The organism is Zhenhengia yiwuensis, from assembly GCF_014384995.1.
Lineage (GTDB): Bacteria > Bacillota > Clostridia > Lachnospirales > Cellulosilyticaceae > Zhenhengia > Zhenhengia yiwuensis.
The window spans coordinates 79998-99414 of the sequence record NZ_JACRSY010000005.1 but is presented as its reverse complement, the minus strand read 5'-3'; the positions used below and the strand labels follow the sequence as shown (position 1 = coordinate 99414).

At 37.0% G+C, this 19417-nt stretch carries 20 protein-coding genes; 8 read left to right on the top strand and 12 right to left on the bottom strand.

Features of this window, described 5'->3' with window-relative positions; genetic code table 11:
- Positions 1 to 47: 47 nt before the first annotated feature.
- Genes H8718_RS04420 through H8718_RS04405 form a run of 4 tightly spaced genes read right to left on the bottom strand, consistent with a single transcriptional unit; the run spans position 48 to position 4578 of the window.
- Complete coding sequence (locus tag H8718_RS04420; RefSeq protein WP_249331827.1) at positions 48 to 1217, bottom strand: amidohydrolase; 1170 nt, start codon at positions 1215 to 1217, stop codon at positions 48 to 50.
- A 60-nt stretch (positions 1218 to 1277) separates the two neighbouring features.
- Positions 1278 to 2078, bottom strand: coding sequence for an ABC transporter permease (locus H8718_RS04415; protein WP_177670492.1), 801 nt, complete (start codon positions 2076 to 2078; stop codon positions 1278 to 1280).
- Between the two features lies 1 nt (position 2079).
- Positions 2080 to 3027 carry an ABC transporter permease gene (locus tag H8718_RS04410; protein WP_249331824.1) on the bottom strand — a complete coding sequence of 316 codons (948 nt, stop codon included), beginning with the start codon at positions 3025 to 3027 and terminating at the stop codon, positions 2080 to 2082.
- 15 nt (positions 3028 to 3042) lie between these two features.
- Positions 3043 to 4578 (bottom strand): ABC transporter substrate-binding protein, encoded by a 1536-nt coding sequence (locus tag H8718_RS04405; RefSeq protein ID WP_249331821.1) that lies wholly within the window; start codon positions 4576 to 4578, stop codon positions 3043 to 3045.
- A gap of 185 nt (positions 4579 to 4763) precedes the next feature.
- On the opposite strand from H8718_RS04405, the gene H8718_RS04400 reads away from it, so the two are divergent.
- The 4 genes from H8718_RS04400 (at position 4764) to H8718_RS04385 (ending at position 7851) form a co-directional block, all read left to right on the top strand.
- A complete protein-coding gene (locus H8718_RS04400; protein WP_249331820.1) occupies positions 4764 to 5279 on the top strand; it encodes a hypothetical protein in 516 nt (171 codons plus the stop codon).
- Between the two features lie 222 nt (positions 5280 to 5501).
- Positions 5502 to 6164, top strand: coding sequence for a pentapeptide repeat-containing protein (locus H8718_RS04395; protein ID WP_249331818.1), 663 nt, complete (start codon positions 5502 to 5504; stop codon positions 6162 to 6164).
- Complete coding sequence (locus H8718_RS04390; protein WP_249331814.1) at positions 6157 to 7398, top strand: aminopeptidase P family protein; 1242 nt, start codon at positions 6157 to 6159, stop codon at positions 7396 to 7398. Before H8718_RS04395 ends, H8718_RS04390 begins: the two co-directional genes overlap by 8 nt.
- A 12-nt stretch (positions 7399 to 7410) precedes the next feature.
- On the top strand, positions 7411 to 7851 hold the full coding sequence (locus tag H8718_RS04385; RefSeq protein WP_249331811.1) for a hypothetical protein: 441 nt from the start codon (positions 7411 to 7413) through the stop codon (positions 7849 to 7851).
- Between the two features lie 403 nt (positions 7852 to 8254).
- Here H8718_RS04385 and H8718_RS04380 read toward each other — a convergent pair whose 3' ends face one another.
- From H8718_RS04380 to H8718_RS04365, 4 genes are all read right to left on the bottom strand, one after another.
- Entirely contained in the window at positions 8255 to 8791 is a 537-nt protein-coding gene (locus H8718_RS04380) for a 50S ribosomal protein L25 (protein WP_177670505.1), read from the bottom strand.
- An 86-nt stretch (positions 8792 to 8877) separates the two neighbouring features.
- On the bottom strand, positions 8878 to 10734 hold the full coding sequence (locus tag H8718_RS04375; RefSeq protein WP_249331808.1) for an ABC transporter ATP-binding protein: 1857 nt from the start codon (positions 10732 to 10734) through the stop codon (positions 8878 to 8880).
- On the bottom strand, positions 10715 to 12592 hold the full coding sequence (locus tag H8718_RS04370; RefSeq protein WP_249331806.1) for an ABC transporter ATP-binding protein: 1878 nt from the start codon (positions 12590 to 12592) through the stop codon (positions 10715 to 10717). Before H8718_RS04370 ends, H8718_RS04375 begins: the two co-directional genes overlap by 20 nt.
- Before the next feature lie 87 nt (positions 12593 to 12679).
- Positions 12680 to 13360 (bottom strand): TraX family protein, encoded by a 681-nt coding sequence (locus H8718_RS04365; protein ID WP_249331804.1) that lies wholly within the window; start codon positions 13358 to 13360, stop codon positions 12680 to 12682.
- A gap of 212 nt (positions 13361 to 13572) precedes the next feature.
- Here H8718_RS04365 and H8718_RS04360 point away from each other — a divergent pair, with 212 nt between their 5' ends.
- From H8718_RS04360 to H8718_RS04345, 4 genes are all read left to right on the top strand, one after another.
- A complete protein-coding gene (locus H8718_RS04360) occupies positions 13573 to 14562 on the top strand; it encodes an aromatic acid exporter family protein (RefSeq protein WP_177670513.1) in 990 nt (329 codons plus the stop codon).
- A 150-nt stretch (positions 14563 to 14712) separates the two neighbouring features.
- Positions 14713 to 14973, top strand: coding sequence for a DUF1294 domain-containing protein (locus H8718_RS04355; RefSeq protein WP_177670515.1), 261 nt, complete (start codon positions 14713 to 14715; stop codon positions 14971 to 14973).
- A 25-nt stretch (positions 14974 to 14998) separates the two neighbouring features.
- Complete coding sequence (locus H8718_RS04350) at positions 14999 to 15367, top strand: CoA-binding protein (RefSeq protein WP_177670517.1); 369 nt, start codon at positions 14999 to 15001, stop codon at positions 15365 to 15367.
- 19 nt (positions 15368 to 15386) lie between these two features.
- The gene (locus tag H8718_RS04345; protein ID WP_249331802.1) at positions 15387 to 16475 is read left to right on the top strand and encodes an iron-containing alcohol dehydrogenase family protein; all 1089 of its coding nucleotides are present in this window, start codon (positions 15387 to 15389) and stop codon (positions 16473 to 16475) included.
- 57 nt (positions 16476 to 16532) lie between these two features.
- On the opposite strand, the gene H8718_RS04340 is transcribed toward H8718_RS04345, so the two are convergent.
- The 4 genes from H8718_RS04340 to H8718_RS04325 form a co-directional block, all read right to left on the bottom strand.
- The gene (locus tag H8718_RS04340) at positions 16533 to 17369 is read right to left on the bottom strand and encodes a tRNA 2-thiocytidine biosynthesis TtcA family protein (protein WP_330597582.1); all 837 of its coding nucleotides are present in this window, start codon (positions 17367 to 17369) and stop codon (positions 16533 to 16535) included.
- A gap of 46 nt (positions 17370 to 17415) precedes the next feature.
- Positions 17416 to 17850 (bottom strand): universal stress protein, encoded by a 435-nt coding sequence (locus tag H8718_RS04335; protein ID WP_249331800.1) that lies wholly within the window; start codon positions 17848 to 17850, stop codon positions 17416 to 17418.
- Positions 17851 to 17923: 73 nt separating this feature from the next.
- On the bottom strand, positions 17924 to 18262 hold the full coding sequence (locus H8718_RS04330) for a hypothetical protein (protein ID WP_249331798.1): 339 nt from the start codon (positions 18260 to 18262) through the stop codon (positions 17924 to 17926).
- A 61-nt stretch (positions 18263 to 18323) separates the two neighbouring features.
- Positions 18324 to 19103: a hypothetical protein gene (locus H8718_RS04325; protein WP_249331796.1), complete on the bottom strand. Its 780-nt coding sequence runs from the start codon at positions 19101 to 19103 to the stop codon at positions 18324 to 18326.
- Between the last annotated feature and the right edge of the window lie 314 nt (positions 19104 to 19417).

Genomic DNA, 19417 nt, shown 5'->3' with positions numbered 1-19417 from the left:
CTATCTGTAAAGGAGTGCTCCATTTTTATTTAGAGGATAAGGAAGGCTTAACACTTTTCAGCTTGATAGACAATTTTACCATTGATAAGGGTATAAAGAGGCTTAGTGAAAATCTCCATAGGATTACCAGTAAAAATAGCAATGTCCGCATCTTTCCCAACTTCTAAGCTCCCTACCCTGTCTGCAACGCCACAAATTTCAGCTGCATTAATAGTAATAGCGTGAAGTCCCTCTTCTATACCTAGTCCTTCTCTTGCTGCTATACCAGCGCACCTAGGAAGATGATAAAGTGGTGTAACAGGATGGTCTGTTGTAATAGCCACTTTGACACCCGCCTTATGAAGGAGACCGGCTGTTTTAAAGTCTATATTTTGAGTCTCAATTTTATCACGAGAGGCTAGACTAGGGCCTACAATAGCAGGAAATCCAGAAGTGGCTATATGCTCAGCGATAAGATGACCTTCTGTGCAGTGATCAAGCGTCAAACGCACATCATATTCTTTGGCAATACGAATAGCTGTTAATATATCATCGGCGCGGTGTACGTGAGCTTTAAGTGGAATTTCTTTCCTAAGAACAGGGAGCCAGGGCTCCAGTCTAAAGTTCGTTTTAAAAGTATGATTTCCTTGTTGAAGAGCAACTTCTTTATCTTGCTCATATTGCTTAGCTTCGAAGAGAACTTCTCGAAGTAAAGCGGCAGTGGACATACGAGTAGAAGGTAATTTTTGCTTATCCATATAAGTACGTTTAGGATTTTCACCTAGAGCAATTTTCATAGCAGCAGGTTCTTTAACGACTAAATCATCAATGCACCTACTACCTTTTGTTTTCATAAAAAGGAATTGCCCCCCTACAATATTGCTGCTGCCAGGGCCCACCATAACAGAGGTGATACCCATACGTACAGCATCGTCAAAACCTGGGTCCATGGGATTAATAGCATCTAGGGCACGTAAGTACGGAGTGATGGGGTCCATCATTTCATTGCAGTCTTCACCTTCCATCCCTTTTTTCTGTTCAGAGATGCCAACATGGCAATGAGCTTCTATAATACCTGGCATAACCCAGCAGTTTGTTGCATCTATAATTTGGATATCAGAAGAAGGACAGGTGATTTCACCAATGGCTTCGATTTTACCATTTTTAATAAGAATAGAGCCTTTTTCATAAGAGCGGCCAGCCATAGTGAGAAGCTTGCCGTTTTGAATAAATAGCATAAATCTTTCTCCTTTCTGAGTAAATGAATACCTTTACTAGTATTAAAAACAGAGAAAAATTTATACTCTATTTTTTCTAAGTCCATCAGCTAGTAGGTTAAAGCCAAGTACGATTAAGGTAATCATAATACCTGGGATAATAGCTAGAAATGGAGATTGGATCATATAAGGCTGCGCTTCATTAAGCATTTTCCCCCAACTCGCTAGAGGAGGCTGAAGCCCAAGCCCTAAATAGCTAAGTCCTGCTTCTGAAAGAATAGCAGAAGCAAAGGCTAAGGCGGCTGTTACATAAATGCTCGATGAGAGATTAGGCAAGATATGTATCAGCATAATGCGTGTGTTAGATAATCCGAGAACTTGTGCGGCTTCTACAAAAGTGGCATTTTTATACTGTAAGTAGCCACTTCGCACAACTCTTGTAAAGCGAGGCATATTCATAATGCTTAAAGCAAGGATAATCATACTTACGCTAGGCCCCCAAATAGCAATGAGCATAAGTGCAAGAAGTGTACCAGGGAAAGCCATTTTAATTTCAATAAGTTTCATAATAAGCGTATCGACTATACCACCATAGAAACCAGCTAGGATACCAAGGAGTCCACCTATGATAAGGGAGATAAGAACTGTACTAAAACCAACTAAAAGCACAACTTGTGAGCCTACCATCATACGGCTTAACACATCACGACCAAACTGATCTGTCCCTAATAAGTGGACCGTAGAAGGGGGTTTAAGCTTATTGGCAATATCCATAGCATTAGGGTCATAGGGTGTATAGAAAAGGCTAATGATGGCAATAAGGCTGACAAAACCAATGAGGCTAAGGCCTACAATGAGTTCAAAATTAAGTTTACGTTTCATCTTAGTTATCCCCCTTTACGCGAATACGAGGGTCAATCACACTGTATAACATATCCACAATAAAGTTGAAAACAACAACAATTGTCCCCAGATAAAGCACAAGTGCTTGGATAAGTGGTAGGTCACGGCTGTTAATGGCTGTAATAATTAAGTTGCCAAGACCAGGGATATTAAAAACATTTTCAGTAATAATACTACCACCGAGTATATCAATCACAAGCATCCCTAAAATGGTTACAGTAGGAATAAGAGCATTTTTAAAGATATGCTTACGCACAACCATTTTCTCACTAAGTCCTTTGCCACGAGCTGTCTGTACATATTGCTTAGGGAGTTCATCGAGCATCGCTGTTTTAAGATAACGAATGAGTACAGCACATGTCCCTAGAGCAATAGAGAGGCCCGGTAGTAATAGACTCTTTAGCCAGCCTATAGGATTATCTGCAAAAGCCACATAACCACTGCTTGGTAAAAGGCCTAAAGTGACTGCAAATAAAAGAACAAGTAAGATCCCCATCCAAAATGAAGGGATCGCAATACCAAGCTGAGATAAAGCTGAAATAACTTTACCTAAAGGGCCTTTATGACTCGCGATAAATAGTCCAAGTGGAAGGCCTATAAGTAAAGTAAAAATAAGTGTAATCAGTGCTAAAGAAGTGGTTACAGGAATACGAGAAAGTAGGAGGTCACTTACAGGCATATGGAATCTAAAAGATTCCCCAAGATCGCCCGTTAAAGCATTACCTAACCAATCTGTATATCGAGTAAGAAGAGGTGCATCTTGATTCATAGACTGTCTTAAGGCCTCTAGCTGAAGGGGGTCTGCGTCGGGACCCAAGATGATTGCAGCTGGGTCCCCTGGCAGTATTTGAAATACCCCAAAAGTGACTATAGAAATTAAAAAAAGTGTTATGACTAAAGAAAGTAGTTTTTTTAGATAAAATGACATGATAATTTCACCTGTTTATTCCCCTACGTAAAAGAGTTTTGTTGCATCAAAATATGGTGCAGGGTATGGCGTATAGCCTTTAAGATTTGGTTTGCTTGCAAGGATAAGGTGTGGATCCATAATATAAACGGCTACGGCCTCATCTGCAAGGAATTGTTGAGCTTGTTTATAAAGAGCAGCACGTTTTGGTGCATCTGTTTCAGTGATAGCTTGTTCTAAGATGGCATCATATTCAGGACTTCTTAAGTGATAGAAGTTTTTAGGGTAAGTGCTTTCATAGCGAAGAAACACTTCATGTGGTTCAAGTTTACCAGAAAGCCCAACAAGAGTTGTGTCATAGTTACCACCTGTATAAACTGTTTCAAGCCATTGGCCCCATTCAATAAGTTCAATATTCAGTGTAATGCCTACTTTACTAAGCATATCAGCAAGTACCTGTGCTGTATCGACGTGTGTTTGATAATTTGAAGGTACCTTAATGGTTGTTTCAAAGCCATCCTTATAACCCGCTTCAGCAAGAAGTGCTTTAGCTTTTTCTACATTATAAGGATAAGGTTCATTTTGACTTAAGTCATTATACCAGAAGCTCATTACAGGGCTTGCATTGGTATAAAGCTTAGTGCCGTAGCCACCCACTACACCCTCTATAATAAGGTCTTTATCTATTGCATAGTTGATAGCTTGACGTACACGTACATCGTCAAAAGGTTTTTTATCTAAATTTAAAGCAAAGATTTGTACCATATTTTGAGGGAAGGAAGTAATGTTAAAGTCTTTTTCAAGAGCTGGTACACTCATAGATAGAACCTGTGCAATATCTAAATCTCCTGATTTAAGAGCCATAAGGATACTGTTTTCATCTGTCATAATGCGAAATTCGATTTGATCAATCTTTGCCATGCGATTTGTATCATAATAAGTATCATTGCGATCTAAGACAATTTTTTGGCCTGGTACATAGCTCTTAAAAGTAAAGGGACCAGTACCTACAGGGGAGCTTGATTGCTGCATATAATCAGCTGGGACTACAGGTTCAACTAAAGTAGATAAGAAAGCTGAAGAAGGTTCACTTAAAGTGAAGGTTAAAGTATCTTCATCTACTTTTTCAATAGCTTTAACAAGCTTGAATTTTGAAGAAAGAATCTCCATGCCATTAAGGCCTGCTAAGGTTTTATAAGAGTATAATACATCTTCTATGGTCATAGGATCGCCGTTATGGAAAGTTACATCTGTTCTTATATCAAAAGTATAGGTCAAACTATCATCTGAAATGGTATAGCTTGTCGCAAGTTGTGGAAGGATCTCACCGTTTTCATCAAATCGCATAAGTCCTTCAAAAACATTGTTCATAACTGCATCCGTATCGGATGCTGCTGATAGGTATGGATCTAGATTGTCTGGTTCTGATGGCATTGTAGTTCTTACGATACCGCCTGAAACCGGTTCATTAGCTGTGCCATTAGGAGCCGCTTGGTCTCCGCCGGCATTTGATGAACAGCCTACAGAAAAAACGATTATGCAGGACATCATCAAAGCAAATAATTTTCTCATGATATAGCCTCCTTGTACAATGCGCACATACTTATAGGTAGGTTGCGCTTGTTATAGTGTTTCAATACTTCTTTATTATAAGAAAGTTGTTTTAATGTTACAATAATTTTTTAAAACTGTAACCATTTTATGGAAAATTTAATAGGATAGTAGTAATTAGTATTGATGAAAAGGGGCGTAACATAATGAATGATCAATTAGGTTTAATTGCTATATTGGGTATAAGCTATCTGCTTCTTAATCAAGGAAATAATAACGAAATGACCTATACAAGAGGCGAACAAGATACCAATTATAAGACTTTTAGAAGTCCTTTATATGGTATTACATTTAAATACCCTGCTAATTGGATTAAGAACTCTAATTATGAAGAACGTTATGATGGGCCAAATGGCTTTTTTGAAGTCAGTGAGTTAGAATCCTTCGGACGTCCTATTGACCAAGTGGCGAAGCAGGAGATTGATATTCCTATTCAACCTTATGGAACCAATCCAGAGGTTATTGCAACAGAGCTAGATGGAGAACCCGCTAGAATTATTATGCCATCAGCAGACCAGCAGAAAGTATTTGATCGAGAAGTAGCTGTTATTGTGAAGAATAAAAGGCCTGTCTCAGAAAGTAGTGGCATCTATGACTATACCGTTATATGGACGAATAAGGATAATTTGCAAAACTTATTAGATAGCTTTAAATTTCTGTAGTACAAAACAGTTATTAAAATATTACAAAATAAAGGCAGTGACAAATCTTTTACACATCTTATGGAGATGGGGATTATAAAAGAATGGTCACTGCCTTTTTATCTACGTGACTATTCTTTTAACCTTTATTAGATTATAAAAGAATAGAAAACACTAAATTTTTATAAAAAATGATGTCTTAGTAATACGAAAAGTGTTAATATAATAAAAGAAGCTATTTGGATGGAGGATAACATAGAGATGCAGCCTTATATACCACCATATCTTGAGACTATTACGATAGACCTAGATGATTTAGAAGATGAGATGACTGTGCAGGGCAAGCATTTAAAAAATCTTTATATTGAGGACCAAGCTTGCCGTAATCTGATTTTTAAAGAATGCATTTTAGAGAATGTAACGTTTAGCGAAAATCGCTTTAAAAAGATTGAATTTAATAATGTTATATTCAAAAAATGTGACCTCTCTAATCAAAATATGGAGGATGCTATCTTTCATAAAAGTAGATTTGAAGAATGTAAGTTAACAGGATTAAGTTTACCTGAAAGTTGTATTCAGTATGTGACTTTTGAAGGGTGTCTTGGAGATTACCTTAATGTAGGCTTTGCTCTTATGAAGGATGTACATTTTAAAGGGTGTGAACTTAAGTTTGCTAACTTTGGTTCTTGTAAGTTTAATAAAGTTGACTTTGATACATGTAATCTGATAGCAGCAGAGTTTGCAGGAACGAAGCTTAATGGATTAGACTTTACAACTTGCCGTATTGATGGACTTAAAGTGAAGCTCCTTGAACTTAAAGGTATTAAAGTTACGCCTGACCAGGCATTAGAGTTTGCGAAGATGTTGGGACTTAAAATAGAAGGGATGGAAAAAAGTAATGAGTGAGAATTTCTTTAAATGTAACAGAAAGAGGTTAGGAGAAAAATTAGAAGATAGAAGTGCGGTAGTACTTTTCTCAGGGCAGCCACCAAAGAAAAGTGCAGATGAAGATTATGCTTTTACGACGAACCGTCATTTCTACTATATGTGTGGAGTAAAAGAGCCGCACATTATGCTTATGATGGTAAAAGAGGGAGATAAAGTTAAATCCACTCTCTTTATTAAAAAAGCAGATCCCTTTATGGAGAAATGGGTAGGTAAGACAATTAGTAAGGAAGATGCCCTCACTGTATCTGCTGTAGATGAAGTGAAATATGTAGAGGATTTTGAAGGGACGCTCCATTATATATTAAGTAGACAAGTCGTTCATCACCTCTACTTAGACTTTGAATTAGAAGGATTTAATGCTCCCCTTACCAAAGAGCAAGTTTTTGCAAATAAATGTAAAGAACGTTATCCATTTATTCAGATTCAAAATGTTCATCACCTCATTAGTTCATTAAGAGTGATTAAAGCACCCTATGAAGTGGATAAACTTAAAGAGGCCATTAAAGTAACAGATGAAGGGATTAAAGCACTTATGAAAAATGCTAAAAGTGGTATTATGGAATATGCACTTGAAGCACACTTTGACTTTGTCCTTAAATGTAACGGCATTAAAGACTTTGCTTTCAAAACCATTGCGGCTTCAGGTGTAAACGGTACTATTTTACATTACTCAAGTAATGATAGTATCATTCCTGAAAACAGCTTAGTGTTATTTGATCTGGGTGCACAATATGATTATTATAATGCAGATATCACACGTACTATTCCAGCCGATGGCAAATTTACAGAGCGCCAAAAAACTTTTTATAATATTGTACTTAAAGCAAATGAAGAAGTAATTAAAGCCATTAAACCTGGTGTACCATTTACCAGACTTAATGAGATTGTAAGAGAAATTTACCTTGAAGAGCTTAAAGGATTAGGTTTAGTAGAGACAATGGAAGATGTAAGTAAATATTACTATCATGGCGTAAGCCACTTCTTAGGTTTAGATACCCATGATGTAGGGGATAGAGGTATGATACTTGAACCAGGTATGGTACTGACAGTAGAGCCGGGGTTATATATCGAAGATGAAGAAATCGGTATTCGTATTGAAGATGATGTACTTGTAACACAAGATGGATGTGAAGTACTTTCAAAGGATATTATTAAGACTGTAGAGGATATAGAAGCTTATATGCAGTCATAAAAGGAGACTAATATGAATAGAGATAACCCAACTAAAACAAGACTATTTTATGCAGCAATTGTAGTAAGCAGCTTGCTTAGTGTAAGTATTGCCTTACTTTATAGACAGGTCATTCCAAGTATACCGTTTATTGTGCTTACAGCCTTTATAATAGGTTTTGCCACAAAAGAAAAGCTCTTATTTACAGGTATAACACTTATACAAAGTTTCTTTATGGGGATGGCCTTACAAGATATACTTTGGAGTGTAAGATGCATGGTATTTTTTATGACTTATATGGTCTTTGGTATGTGTGCAGGAGTGCTCATTAATAAAGCTAAAAATTACCATGATGGGGCATGGGCATTGCATCAGAAGAAGTATCCTTTTCGTATTTTTGTCTGCATTTTAGTAGCACTTATTTTACTTGTAGGGGGATCTTATAGCTATTATCTTTATTTTTCCGTTCTATAATATAAAGGGACTGTTACATGACTCATTCGTGAGCTATGTAACAGTCCCCTTTTTATTGGTAGATATTCCTTAGTTGAAATTTATGTAGATCAGAGATGGCCTATTACCACCTGCTAAGCACTAATACGAGGAGTGAGTAGTACTATGCCCTTTGCCTCCGGCCCCATACTAGGAAAGGTACAGGGATATGGGCTGCTCCTACGTAGGCTTCTTTACGGAGGCGTGCTTAGGTGATAATACTCTGTAAGCTTCCTTCGAAGGAATGTCTAGAAGCTCTTAATGAAGAGGGTGTGCATGGTATTTAGCTTGATGTTTGAGCGTAGCGAGTTTCAAGCATCAAGTTTAGAGATTCTTGACATTCTGTAGGGAGAAGCTGGAAGAGTAGTATCACCTAACTTTAAACTTATTGAATGGTTGCTACAATAGTATTTGGGTGAAGAAGCATTTCTGTTTTATGAGGGAGTTCCAAATCGCTTGCAAAGATTTTTGAGCCTTGTTCAAGATTACTTGTATCCACTACAAAAGCTTCTGGTAAGACATCGACAGGTCCCTTAACAGGAATTTTAGTAACAGCTTTCTCAAGGATGTATTTCTTGCTACGAAGTATTTCAATACCCTCAAAATTCATAGGAATTTGCATTTTAATTACTTCACCGGCTTTAACAAATTGAAAGTCTACGTGAAGAATTTCTGTATGTAAGCGATCTGTTTGGAAGTCACGAAGCACACAGTCATAAATTTGACCATCTAGTTCAAGTTTGAAAATCATAGTTGTTGTATCATTAATAATGTTTTGAAGCATAGGAAGTGCTATTTGAATAGGGATAGAATGGGTGAGAGATTGTCCATACATAATCCCTGGAATCATCCCTTTATGGCGAAGCTCAGCTAAACTTTTTTTAGAATCTCTTGGCATAATTGTAAAAACTTTTGATGACATGTAAAATCCTCCTTTTTCGTATCGTACTACTTTATATGTACGAGCCTAAAGGAGGATTTATGCTTAAAATTTTAAATTATAAGGTATTAAGTATAGTACTGAGCCTGAGCATTCCAAAGTTCATAGTAAAGGTCAGCTGTATCTTCTAGTAAGTCTTTATGTTTACCATATTGGATGAGTTCACCTTGATCAAATACAGCAATTTGATTACAAAAACAGCAGCTTGATAAACGATGGGAGATATAGATGGCTGTCTTATCCTGAATCATATCGTTAAGTCTGGCATAAATATCTGCCTCTGCAATCGGGTCAAGGGCTGCTGTTGGCTCATCTAAGATGATGAATGGTGCATCCTTATAAAGTGCACGTGCTATAGCAATTTTCTGAGCTTCCCCGCCGGATATTTCTATCCCATCCTCGGAGAATTCATTGTAAAGTTGTGTATGAAGGCCATCAGGGAACTGAGCCATGCGCTCTTTAAGACCTGCTTGGTTAATGCACTCAGTAACTTTTCCTTCTTCGTAATCCGAAGCGATTGCTACATTTTCGCCTAAAGTAAAGGAGAAAAGTTTAAAGTCTTGGAAGACGACAGAAAAGGCTGCTAAGTAATCCTCATACTTATAGTCTTTAATATTAATGCCATTTAATAGAATTTCACCTTCAGTAGGGTCATAAAGCCTACAAAGTAACTTAATAAAAGTTGTTTTACCTGAGCCGTTCTTCCCGACAACAGCGATTCTTTCGTTGGCGTTAAAGCGTATAGAAATGTTTTTTAGACTATAATGCTCACTGCCAGGGTATTTAAAGCTTACATTTTTAAATTCAATAATAGCATCTTTAGCTGTTTTAGCCTCAAGAGGTAAATTGCCACTTTCTTTACGGTTAGGTAAATCTAAGAATTCAAAGTACCAAGTGAGGTATTCACTGTTTCTTCTCATTTCTGTTAGGAAGTAAAGGAAATCTGAAAGATTTTGGCCAAGCTGTGTAACAGCACCTGTATAAAGCACGATATTTCCTACGCCAAAAGCACCAGTAAGTGCTTTTAAACCTACAAATAAGTAAGTGACAAGGGTGACAAGTACTTTTAGGGCACTTTCGGTGCACGAAAATTTTGTATCAAGCTCAGGTAAGATTTTACGCATATTAAAGATTTTATCTAAATGGAAGCCTAGTTCTTTTTCAATAAGAGCTTTTTGATTATAAAGCCTAATGTCTTTACCTGCATTATATTCTGTAGCGAGTAGGAAACTAAAGAAATGTTCGCTATTATAATGAGGTGCCAGTTTATCCGTAATCTCAAAATATTTTTTATTTATAATAGAAGCATTTCGAGTTGAATAATAAATAGTTCCGCCAATAAGCAGGCATAGTAAAATAGCAGCAACAGGTGAATTTACAAACTGACTAAGCTGGCTGCTTTTGGGACTTCTTGCCTTTAGCATCTCTGCCACTAAAGCAACGGAAAAGATAATAGAAAGTATACTTGATGTAATCCAGCGTATTTGATAAACAAGTGCAATAATACCCTTATAGTAGCGATCACGTTCAAGTTTTTCACGCATTTGACGTATTTTTACATCATCCATATCAGCATAGTCAAGTTCATAGCCTTTATTGGATAAATCCAGTTCTTTTTTGTGTCCTAATACGTACTGCAACGTATCAAGCATTTGGTAAAGGAAGTTTAAGATAAGTCTGCATAGGAAAGTAAGGACTACAGTAAGAATAGCTAAATAAAGAATATGCTTGATATCACGTGCTGGCAGCATGAGCTCTGTAATGATCAGTGATGAAAAATACATACCGATAAAAGGATTAATAGAGGCAAATATACCAGCAGAAAAGGAAACAAGAAGCATATAAGGCTGGAGGCTATGGATGGTTTTAATCCCCCTCCAAATAAGTCGCCCTTCTTTTTTGAGGTCAGCAAATAGATTCTTCATGCTCATCTTCCTCCTCTTGTTCTTTATAATATTGTGCTTGAATTTCAAACATCTTGGCATATTTTTGCCCAAGTGCTAGAAGCTCTTCATGACTGCCTATTTCAACGATTTCTCCATTTTCAATTAGGATAATACGGTCACAGAATCTTGTGCTTGCTAATCTGTGAGAAATGAAGATGGAGGTCGTATGCGCGGTGAGTTCATTGTATTTAAGATACATAGCATTTTCAGCAATAGGGTCAAGAGCTGCTGTAGGTTCGTCCAAAATCATAATGGGAGCATTTTTATAAAGGGCTCTAGCAAGCATCAGTTTTTGCTGCTCACCACCAGATAGCTGAATAGCCTTTTCATTAATATCTCGTACAAGTAAAGTATCTAGACCATCAGGAAGCTTAGCAACAACTTCATCCATACCTGAAAGGCTAAGACACTCTAGGAGCCTTGCCTCATCCACCTGATCTTGGTCACAAAGTGTAATGTTTTTGACAATAGACATAGGTAAAAGGCGTACATCTTGGAATACAGGTGCAAACAGATTATAGTAAGTTTGTTTATCATAGGCAGTAGAATTACAGTCGTTGACTTTTACGGTACCTGTAGTGGGGGTGTAGAGTCCACATACCAGCTTAACAAAGGTTGTTTTTCCAGCCCCGTTTGCGCCTACAACGGCTATCTTTTCCCCAGGCTTAATCAAGAGATTAATATTTTTTAGTGTTGGAGTGTCCTCACCTTCATAACAGTAAGACACATTCTCAAGTTCTATTTGGCAAGGCATAGGATTAGAAGCTACACAAGATGCAGCTGTTTCATCCAGAGTTGATGTACGTATTTTGTTCTCATATGTAGAGGTCGTATCTTCTTGAAGCTCTAAATAAGAGCGGATATCACAGAGATTAAAATTAATTTTATTCGCTTTAGAGAAGCTTTTAATAATCTCCATACACCAAGAAGAAAAGCCTGATATAATGCCAAAATAAAGAACAAAGTCCGCTACGGAAATGGTATTTTTCCAAATAAGATAGATAAGGTATCCATAGGCAAAGCCATCACGGAGTAAGACAAAGAGTGCTTCAACTCCATTGCCTAAATAGTAGAGACCTTGCATGGTTACTGTCCATTTAATACGCTTAGCCATGAATTTTTTAAAAACATCCCCAAACCATTGTTTCATGTGATAAAGACGAATATCTTTGGCGCAGTCAAAGGAACCGGATTTATAAGTTAAATAAGCCAGTTTTACGTCTAATTTAAGCCAGTTATCTCTGTTTTTGAAAACCCATTTATTAATCGCCTTATTAACAAAGAAAGTGATAAAAGTACTTGCTATAATAAGAACTGTAATAAGAGGATTTAAGGTACTTAGAATACCTGTATAAACAGTAAAACCAAGGATATTCCCCAAAAGTGTTGCAAATAAAATAGGCATAGCCTGGAGACCTTCTTCTTCTCCATTTTGAATCATTTCAAAAACTTTTTTAAACATAACCTGTGTACTTGGTCTGTCAATGACCTCATAAGAGACATTCATAGCTTTCTTAGACACAGTCGCCTTCATATAACTCATAACCTTTTGATGATGAAGTTCCATTCTAGCAGCAATGAATTGCTGAAGGACCGAGAGTATAAGCATAGAAAGAGTAATAAATAAGACACCTGTGACCATATACATAGGTGCCTTGGAGTCTTCTATTGCTGATACAATAACTTTAGGTAGATACACACTACATAAAGGGAGCAGTAAGATAACAGGCACGTTGCCGAAGATATAAAAAAGTATAGAACGGTCACAGTGCCACAATGTGCTTACTGCAAAGAGCGTATTGCTCATAAAGCCATATTTAGGTTTTTCTTTTGTCATTTATTCACCTACCCCCTAGACGTTTTTTGATAAAGACTTGTCTAGTTTATCAGAAAATAAATTTAATATCAATTTTTGTGAAAAAATTTAATGAAGTTGTAAAATAAAAATAATAAACATGTGTGCAGGATAAAAAATATAAAAGAAATACTTACCTAGTTTAACCTTACTATCAGGGACATAATGAATAAGAGGTACAGCTAAGAGGGCAGGAAGCTGCATTTTAATCATATAGCCTGCAAGTGCTGGATAGCTTAAGGTATAATAGAGGATAGTAAGAACGCCTACACTTAATGTACTTAAGAGCATAGAAGTTTTATAGGTAATGAAATAGTAGAAGAGAATGACCATGGCCAGGCCATAAATTCCATAATCAGCATGACTTGCTGTTATAAACAGTATAAAAAGCATAATAAATCGTGAAAGTGAATGTCCTTCACTAGGAGATGTCAAAAGATAGAGAACACCTAGAGCTGATAGAAAGGTTAAACCGATATTCCAATGTGTTAGAAGCTCAGCTGCAAAGTTCCCCCTATTATTTAAAAGTGTAAAAGGAATTTGGGCTGCTAGCGTCATAAGTAAGATTTTATAGGCGTAACGTTTTAGATTACTTGTATGAATGAAGCCACAAGCAATTTTATAAGCAAAGATAGGCATAGCAATTCTACCTATAAGTCTTCCTACTAAGTAAAGTGAAGAAGAGGAGGGTAAAAAAGCAAGGGCTAGATGGTCAATGACCATAGTAATCATGGCTAGAATTTTTAACATACAATACAACTCCATTTAAGATAATTTTTAATTATAGTATATCAAAGCCATACAGAAGAAATATATCAAATTGTGGGGTAGATATAAAATTTGATGCCTAGTAAAAAGTAATAGTATGTTATAATAAGGAAATGTATAGCGAATAAAATAAAAAGAGATAAACGGGTAGACAAGGAGCGAGATGATGAAAGGAGGAAGAGACGATTAAAAGAATGATTGGCGTTCGAACGCTTAAGACAGGATTAGGTGCTACAATTACTTTAATCATTGCCAATAGTATGGGATTGCAATATGCTACGGCAGCAGCGGTCATAACCATATTAAGTATACAAAGCACGAAGAGGCAGTCCATTCAGATGGCAGTTAATAGACTTATTGCTACAGTCATTGCACTTGGGCTAGCTTCCGTAATTTTTATGAGTATGGGATTTAATGCACTTGCATTTGGCGTTTTTCTGGTATTTTTTATACCTATTGCAGCAAAACTTAATATAGGAGAGGGGATTGTACCAGCATCTGTGCTTGTAACACATCTTTTAACCTCAGGGAGTATTACAATTGCTTTGCTTGTAAATGAGATGCTTCTAATATTGGTAGGTGTTATTATTGCTTTAATTATCAACTTATATATGCCAAGTATTGAAAGTGAATTAAGTAAGTGTAGAAGAGATATAGAGGAAATGATGTATAAGCTCTTTATGGATATGGCTTATGCTTTAAGAGCGCAATGTATTTCTATCGAAGAAGACATACTCTATAAAAAATTGGAAACAAGCATTAAGGAAGGTCAAGAGAAGGCCTATAAATATACCAATAACTATCTCTTTACAAAAGGATCACCCTTTGCGGAATACTTTAATATGAGAGCAAGTCAGTATCAAGTCATTACTTATATGAGAGAGCACTTCACAAAGTTCTTTATGTGTTTTGAAGAGACAGAAATTGTTGCAAGCTTTACAGAAAAAGTAGCAGGCTGTATGCGAGGGACAATTACGGCTAAAGCTTTACTTGAAGAACTTGAAGAACTTAGAAATAACTTTAAGGCTTCTAAGCTTCCGGTTACGCGTGAAGAGTTTGAAAATCGTGCCATGCTTTATCAATTTCTAAATGATCTTGAGCACTTTTTGGAAATTAAGAGAGATTTTAGAGAAAGCTTAACAGAAGAAGAGTTTTTAGAATACAAAAAAGGATATGGCTTCTAAAAGGCATATCCTTTTTTAGTATTTTATATAGCTACGAAGAAACTTTCTTGAGAGTAAAAGGACCATTATTTTTATGCTATTGATTAAAAGTATATAATTCACTACAATAAGGTTAGTAGCGTATCAAGAACCTATAAGAGGAGGTTAAGCGTGAAATATCTATTTATTTATTTAGTAGTCATCAATCTTATTGGATTTGTAATCATGTTCATAGATAAGAAGCGTGCAATAAAAAAGAAATATCGTATTCCAGAAAAAAATTTATTCCTTGTAGCCTTAATAGGTGGTAGTCTAGGGACTACACTAGGAATGGAAATGTTTAGACATAAGACAAGACATTGGTATTTTAAATGGGGAATGCCTTTGTTACTTATTATACAACTGATTTTGGCGTGGCTCATGGTGAGATAGAATAGTTAAATGAAGGAGCACACTTATGCATTTAAGAGATTTTATGAAAATGAAAAACTGGGCAGTTATAGGCGATGTAGATAATCCGCTTAAATATGCATACCAAATCCGTAATGAATTAAAAGAAAAAGGATATAAGACTTATGGGGTGCATCCACAGGGGACAGGATTTACCTATAAAAGGCTTCAAGATATACCAGGAATTATTGATATAGTAGATTTGTGCATTAATCCCCGTGATGGACTTAGTTATGCCCGGGAGATTGTAGAAATGGGAATAAAATATGTACTGATTCAACCAGGTGCACAGAGTGAAGAGGTACTTGCATTACTTAGAACAAATAGAGTAGAGGTACTAGAAGGCTGTGCATTAGTTGGGCTTAGATTATATTAGATTAGATAGGAGGGGGAACATGTTTCAATTTTATATGCCTACTAAAGTTATTATAGGAAGAGAATGTGTAGTAAAAGAGGGACATCTTTTAAAAGGGATAGGAAATAAGGCTCTCATTGTGACAGGGAGATATTCAGCTAAGAAGAATGGAGCTTTAGAGGATGTTATTAAGGCATTAGAGGAGCAGAATATGGCTTACTGTGTATTTGATGAAGTTGAAGAAAATCCATCTTTAGAGACAGTAGAGAAGGCAAAAAATTTTGGAGTAGCGCAAGGTGTAGACTTTGTTATTGGTATAGGAGGAGGTTCTCCTATAGATGCTTCAAAGGCTATTGCAGTAATGCTTAAGCATCCAGAGCTTACTGGAAGTACACTGATAGGAGGTAGTCTTAGTAGTGTACCTGTTATTGCTGTTCCGACTACTGCAGGTACAGGTACAGAAGTTACACAATATGCTATTGTAACAGACCATCAAGCAAAAACGAAGAAGAATATAGGCCATACTGTATTCCCTCAAATTGCCTTTGTAGATGCATATTATATGAAAGATATGCCTAAGACCATTACGATTCATACTGCGGTAGATGCTATGAGCCATTTAGTAGAAAGCTACTTAAGTGTTAAGAGTAATGCAGTGAGTGAGGGGTTCGTTGTAGAAGGTCTTAAGGAGTGGGGAAAATGTATCCCACAACTTCTGGCTGGAGAGTTTACCTTAGAGGGCAGAGAATGTCTTATGATGGCCTCTATGCTAGCAGGGATGGCTATTGCTCAGACAGGCACAAGCTTACCACATGGTATGGGGTATGCGCTTACTTATTATAAGGGCCTTCCTCATGGTCTTGCTAATGGCATTCTTTATAAAGCTTACCTAAGAAGTTTCAAAGACCAATCTAAGGTGCAGAAACTACATGTATTACTAGGTCTTGAAAGCTATGAAGCTTTAGAAAAAATGCTCAATGCGCTATGTAGGGTAGATATAGAAATAAGTAAAGAAGAGATTGCTTTTTATACAGAAGAAATGTGTGCTAATAAAGCAAAACTTCAAAATCATCCAGAACCTATCTCTAAAGAAGAAGTTTATAAAATTTATGCAGATAGTCTGCTTTAAAAATAAAACCTGATAGAGGTGTACGCGAGTGCACTTTTATCAGGTTTTGTTTTATATTTATTCTTCTATTATTTTTTCATCATCATAGAAATCTAAGAAGCTGTATTTTTGATTATTCATTTGGTAACCTAAAACAACATCTACATTAACATTTTCAGCAGCTTTAAAAATAGACTTATCTACTAATGGATTCGTTTTCTTAAGAGTGGCAATGAGTTCTTTGATCTCACGGCGCTTACTAGAAGTTTCTCCAGCAGCTACAGAACAGCCACAGTTCATAGCAGGGATACCATTAGAAGTTGTAAAGCTTTTGATAGACTCTTCTCTTATATAATAGAGTGGTCTAATAAGTTCTAAACCTTCAAAGTTAGAAGAATGTAGTTTAGGAAGCATAGTCTTGAAGTTACCTGCATAGAGGACATTAAGCATAGTTGTTTCAATAACATCATCAAAATGATGGCCTAGTGCTAATTTGTTACAGCCAAGTTCTTTGGCTCTTGCATAGAGGAAACCACGGCGCATACGGGCACACATATAGCAAGGATAATCGCCAGAGATACGTCCAGCCACTTCAAAAATGTCTGAGTCATAGAAGTGCACAGGCAGATCTAAATGCTTACAGTTAGCGATAAGATTGTTTTTATTGACTTCATTAAAGCCAGGATCCATAGAAATAAAAATAGGGGTAAAGTTAATCTCTGTATGACGATGGAGCATTTGAAAAAGCTTTGCCATAAGGAGACTATCTTTACCACCTGAAATAGCAACTGCGATAACATCTCCTTCTTCAATCAGTTTATAATCCTTAATTGCCTTGATAAAAGGAGACCATATATATTTACGATAGTTCTTTTGAATACTACGTTCAATTTGGGCTAAAGGTTTAATTTCCACAGTGACACCTCTCTTGTTAAAATAGTCAGCCCTCATTATAACAAGTTTATTTTGTATACTCAATAATAGAAGCTTTGCACCTTTTTGCTAACTTTTCTTTAGGAGAAAGTACAAAGCGGCTCCCCGTGCCATCTTTCTGACTAGGGATAACAATGAGATCTACATCTTTTTGGTTAGCGACATGGATGATGGTATCTGTAGTAGGACCTATAAGACAAATTGTTTCGTGTTCACAGTCATCAAGTAAGAGGTCAATTTTTTTAGCTATATCTTCCTGAGCCATTTGAACAAGATCTACATTAAGGTTAGAGATGGAGTAAAGTAAGCTTGGATAAGAGTAACAGTTAGTAAGAGTAAGTGGACTGGTAATATACAGACAAATAAGCTTAGCACTGTGTTCCTTAGCGAGTGATTTAGTGTAGCAAATAAGTTCAGTGTCAAGGGTGTGAGTAATCGGGAGCAGGATAGTTGTTGGTTTCATGGCAATCCTCCTTTATACTTGTATAGTATTAGTATAACATAAAAATAAGCTGGATATAGGGGAGTGGAACGGATTAGTCGAAATGCTCAAAATTAATAAACTTTTTTGTGTTATCTGTCATATCCTCTTTGCCTTCAGGGGTAAAAAGGATTTTTATATTTTGTTTGGTAGACAGAGAGGTTTTGGGCTCTGGTTTATCATTACCTATTGTATAATAGAGATAGGCAGTTTCTTCTGGATATAAATTTCCAAGACAAATTTTGTTTGTGTCTGGTGCAAAGTCTAAACTGCCACGTTCTCTAACGACAAGTAGCTTAGAGAGTTCGGGTAGGGGATCATTAAGGCATAAGGTAACATTAGTAAGCATTTTTTCTGAGATATTGGTAATTTTAATATGATTTGTAATAGCCATAGTCTAAATCTCCTTTCCTAAAGTAACATGAGCTATGCTTAATATAGTATATGAATGAGGACTATGAAAAATTGCATAAATGAAATGAAGTAAAAAAGGTGGGGCGTCCTAAATAGAATGCCTCACCTTTCATATTTAAGCGAATATGCTTATTCACATCTTCCCCAAGTTGTTGTGTTTCTGCAAGGTGATCCAAAGTTGCTACAAGCGTCACAAGCGCAGTTACGGCTACGACGACGGCGGCGAGGTTCGATGCCAGGAGCGTGGTTATGATCATTACAGCTACAGTCGCAGTTACAGCCACAGTTACAGCCACAGTCGCAGTTACAGCCACAGCCGCAGTTACAGCCACAGCCGCAGTTACAGCCACAGTCGCAGTTACAGCCACAGTTGCAGTTACAGCCACAGCCGCAGTCATGATGACGACGGCGACGGCGAGGTTCAATACCGGGAGCATGGTTGTGATCATCGCAATCACAATCGCGATCACAGTCACAATCACAGTCGCGGCCACAGTCGCGGTCACAGTCGCAGTCACAGTCGCGGTCACAGTCGCGGTCACAGTTGCGATCACAGTTGCGATCACAGTTGCGATCACAGTCGCGGTCACAGTTGCGATCACAGTTGCGATCACAGTCGCGGTCACAGTCGCAGTCACAGTCACAATCGCAGCCACAGCCGCAATCACAGTCAAAGTCACAATCGCGGTTACGACGACGGTTACGGCGACGTCTACGAGGTTCGATACCACAATCGCAGCCACAGCCGCAATTATTGCAAACACAACCACAATCGCAGCCACAGCCGCAATTATTGCAACCACAATCACAATTGCAGTCACAGTTGTTATCTATATCGCAGTTCCAAGGGCGACGACGTGGTTGTGGTGGGCATGCACAGTTACAACGATTTGTAAAACCATAACCAGCACAAGTTTGTATACGGATATTATTATTAGGTTCGCAAGAGTTACAATTAGAAGTTCCTACAAATTTACAATTACAAGACATAATATTCCTCCTCAAAAGAAAGATTAAAAGGTTACTTCACTACATATACTATGCACGGGTGACAGAATTTGACATTATATATTTGAGAATAAAAACATAAATTTATAAAAATTAGAATATATATAGAGTGACAAGCTATAGTGAG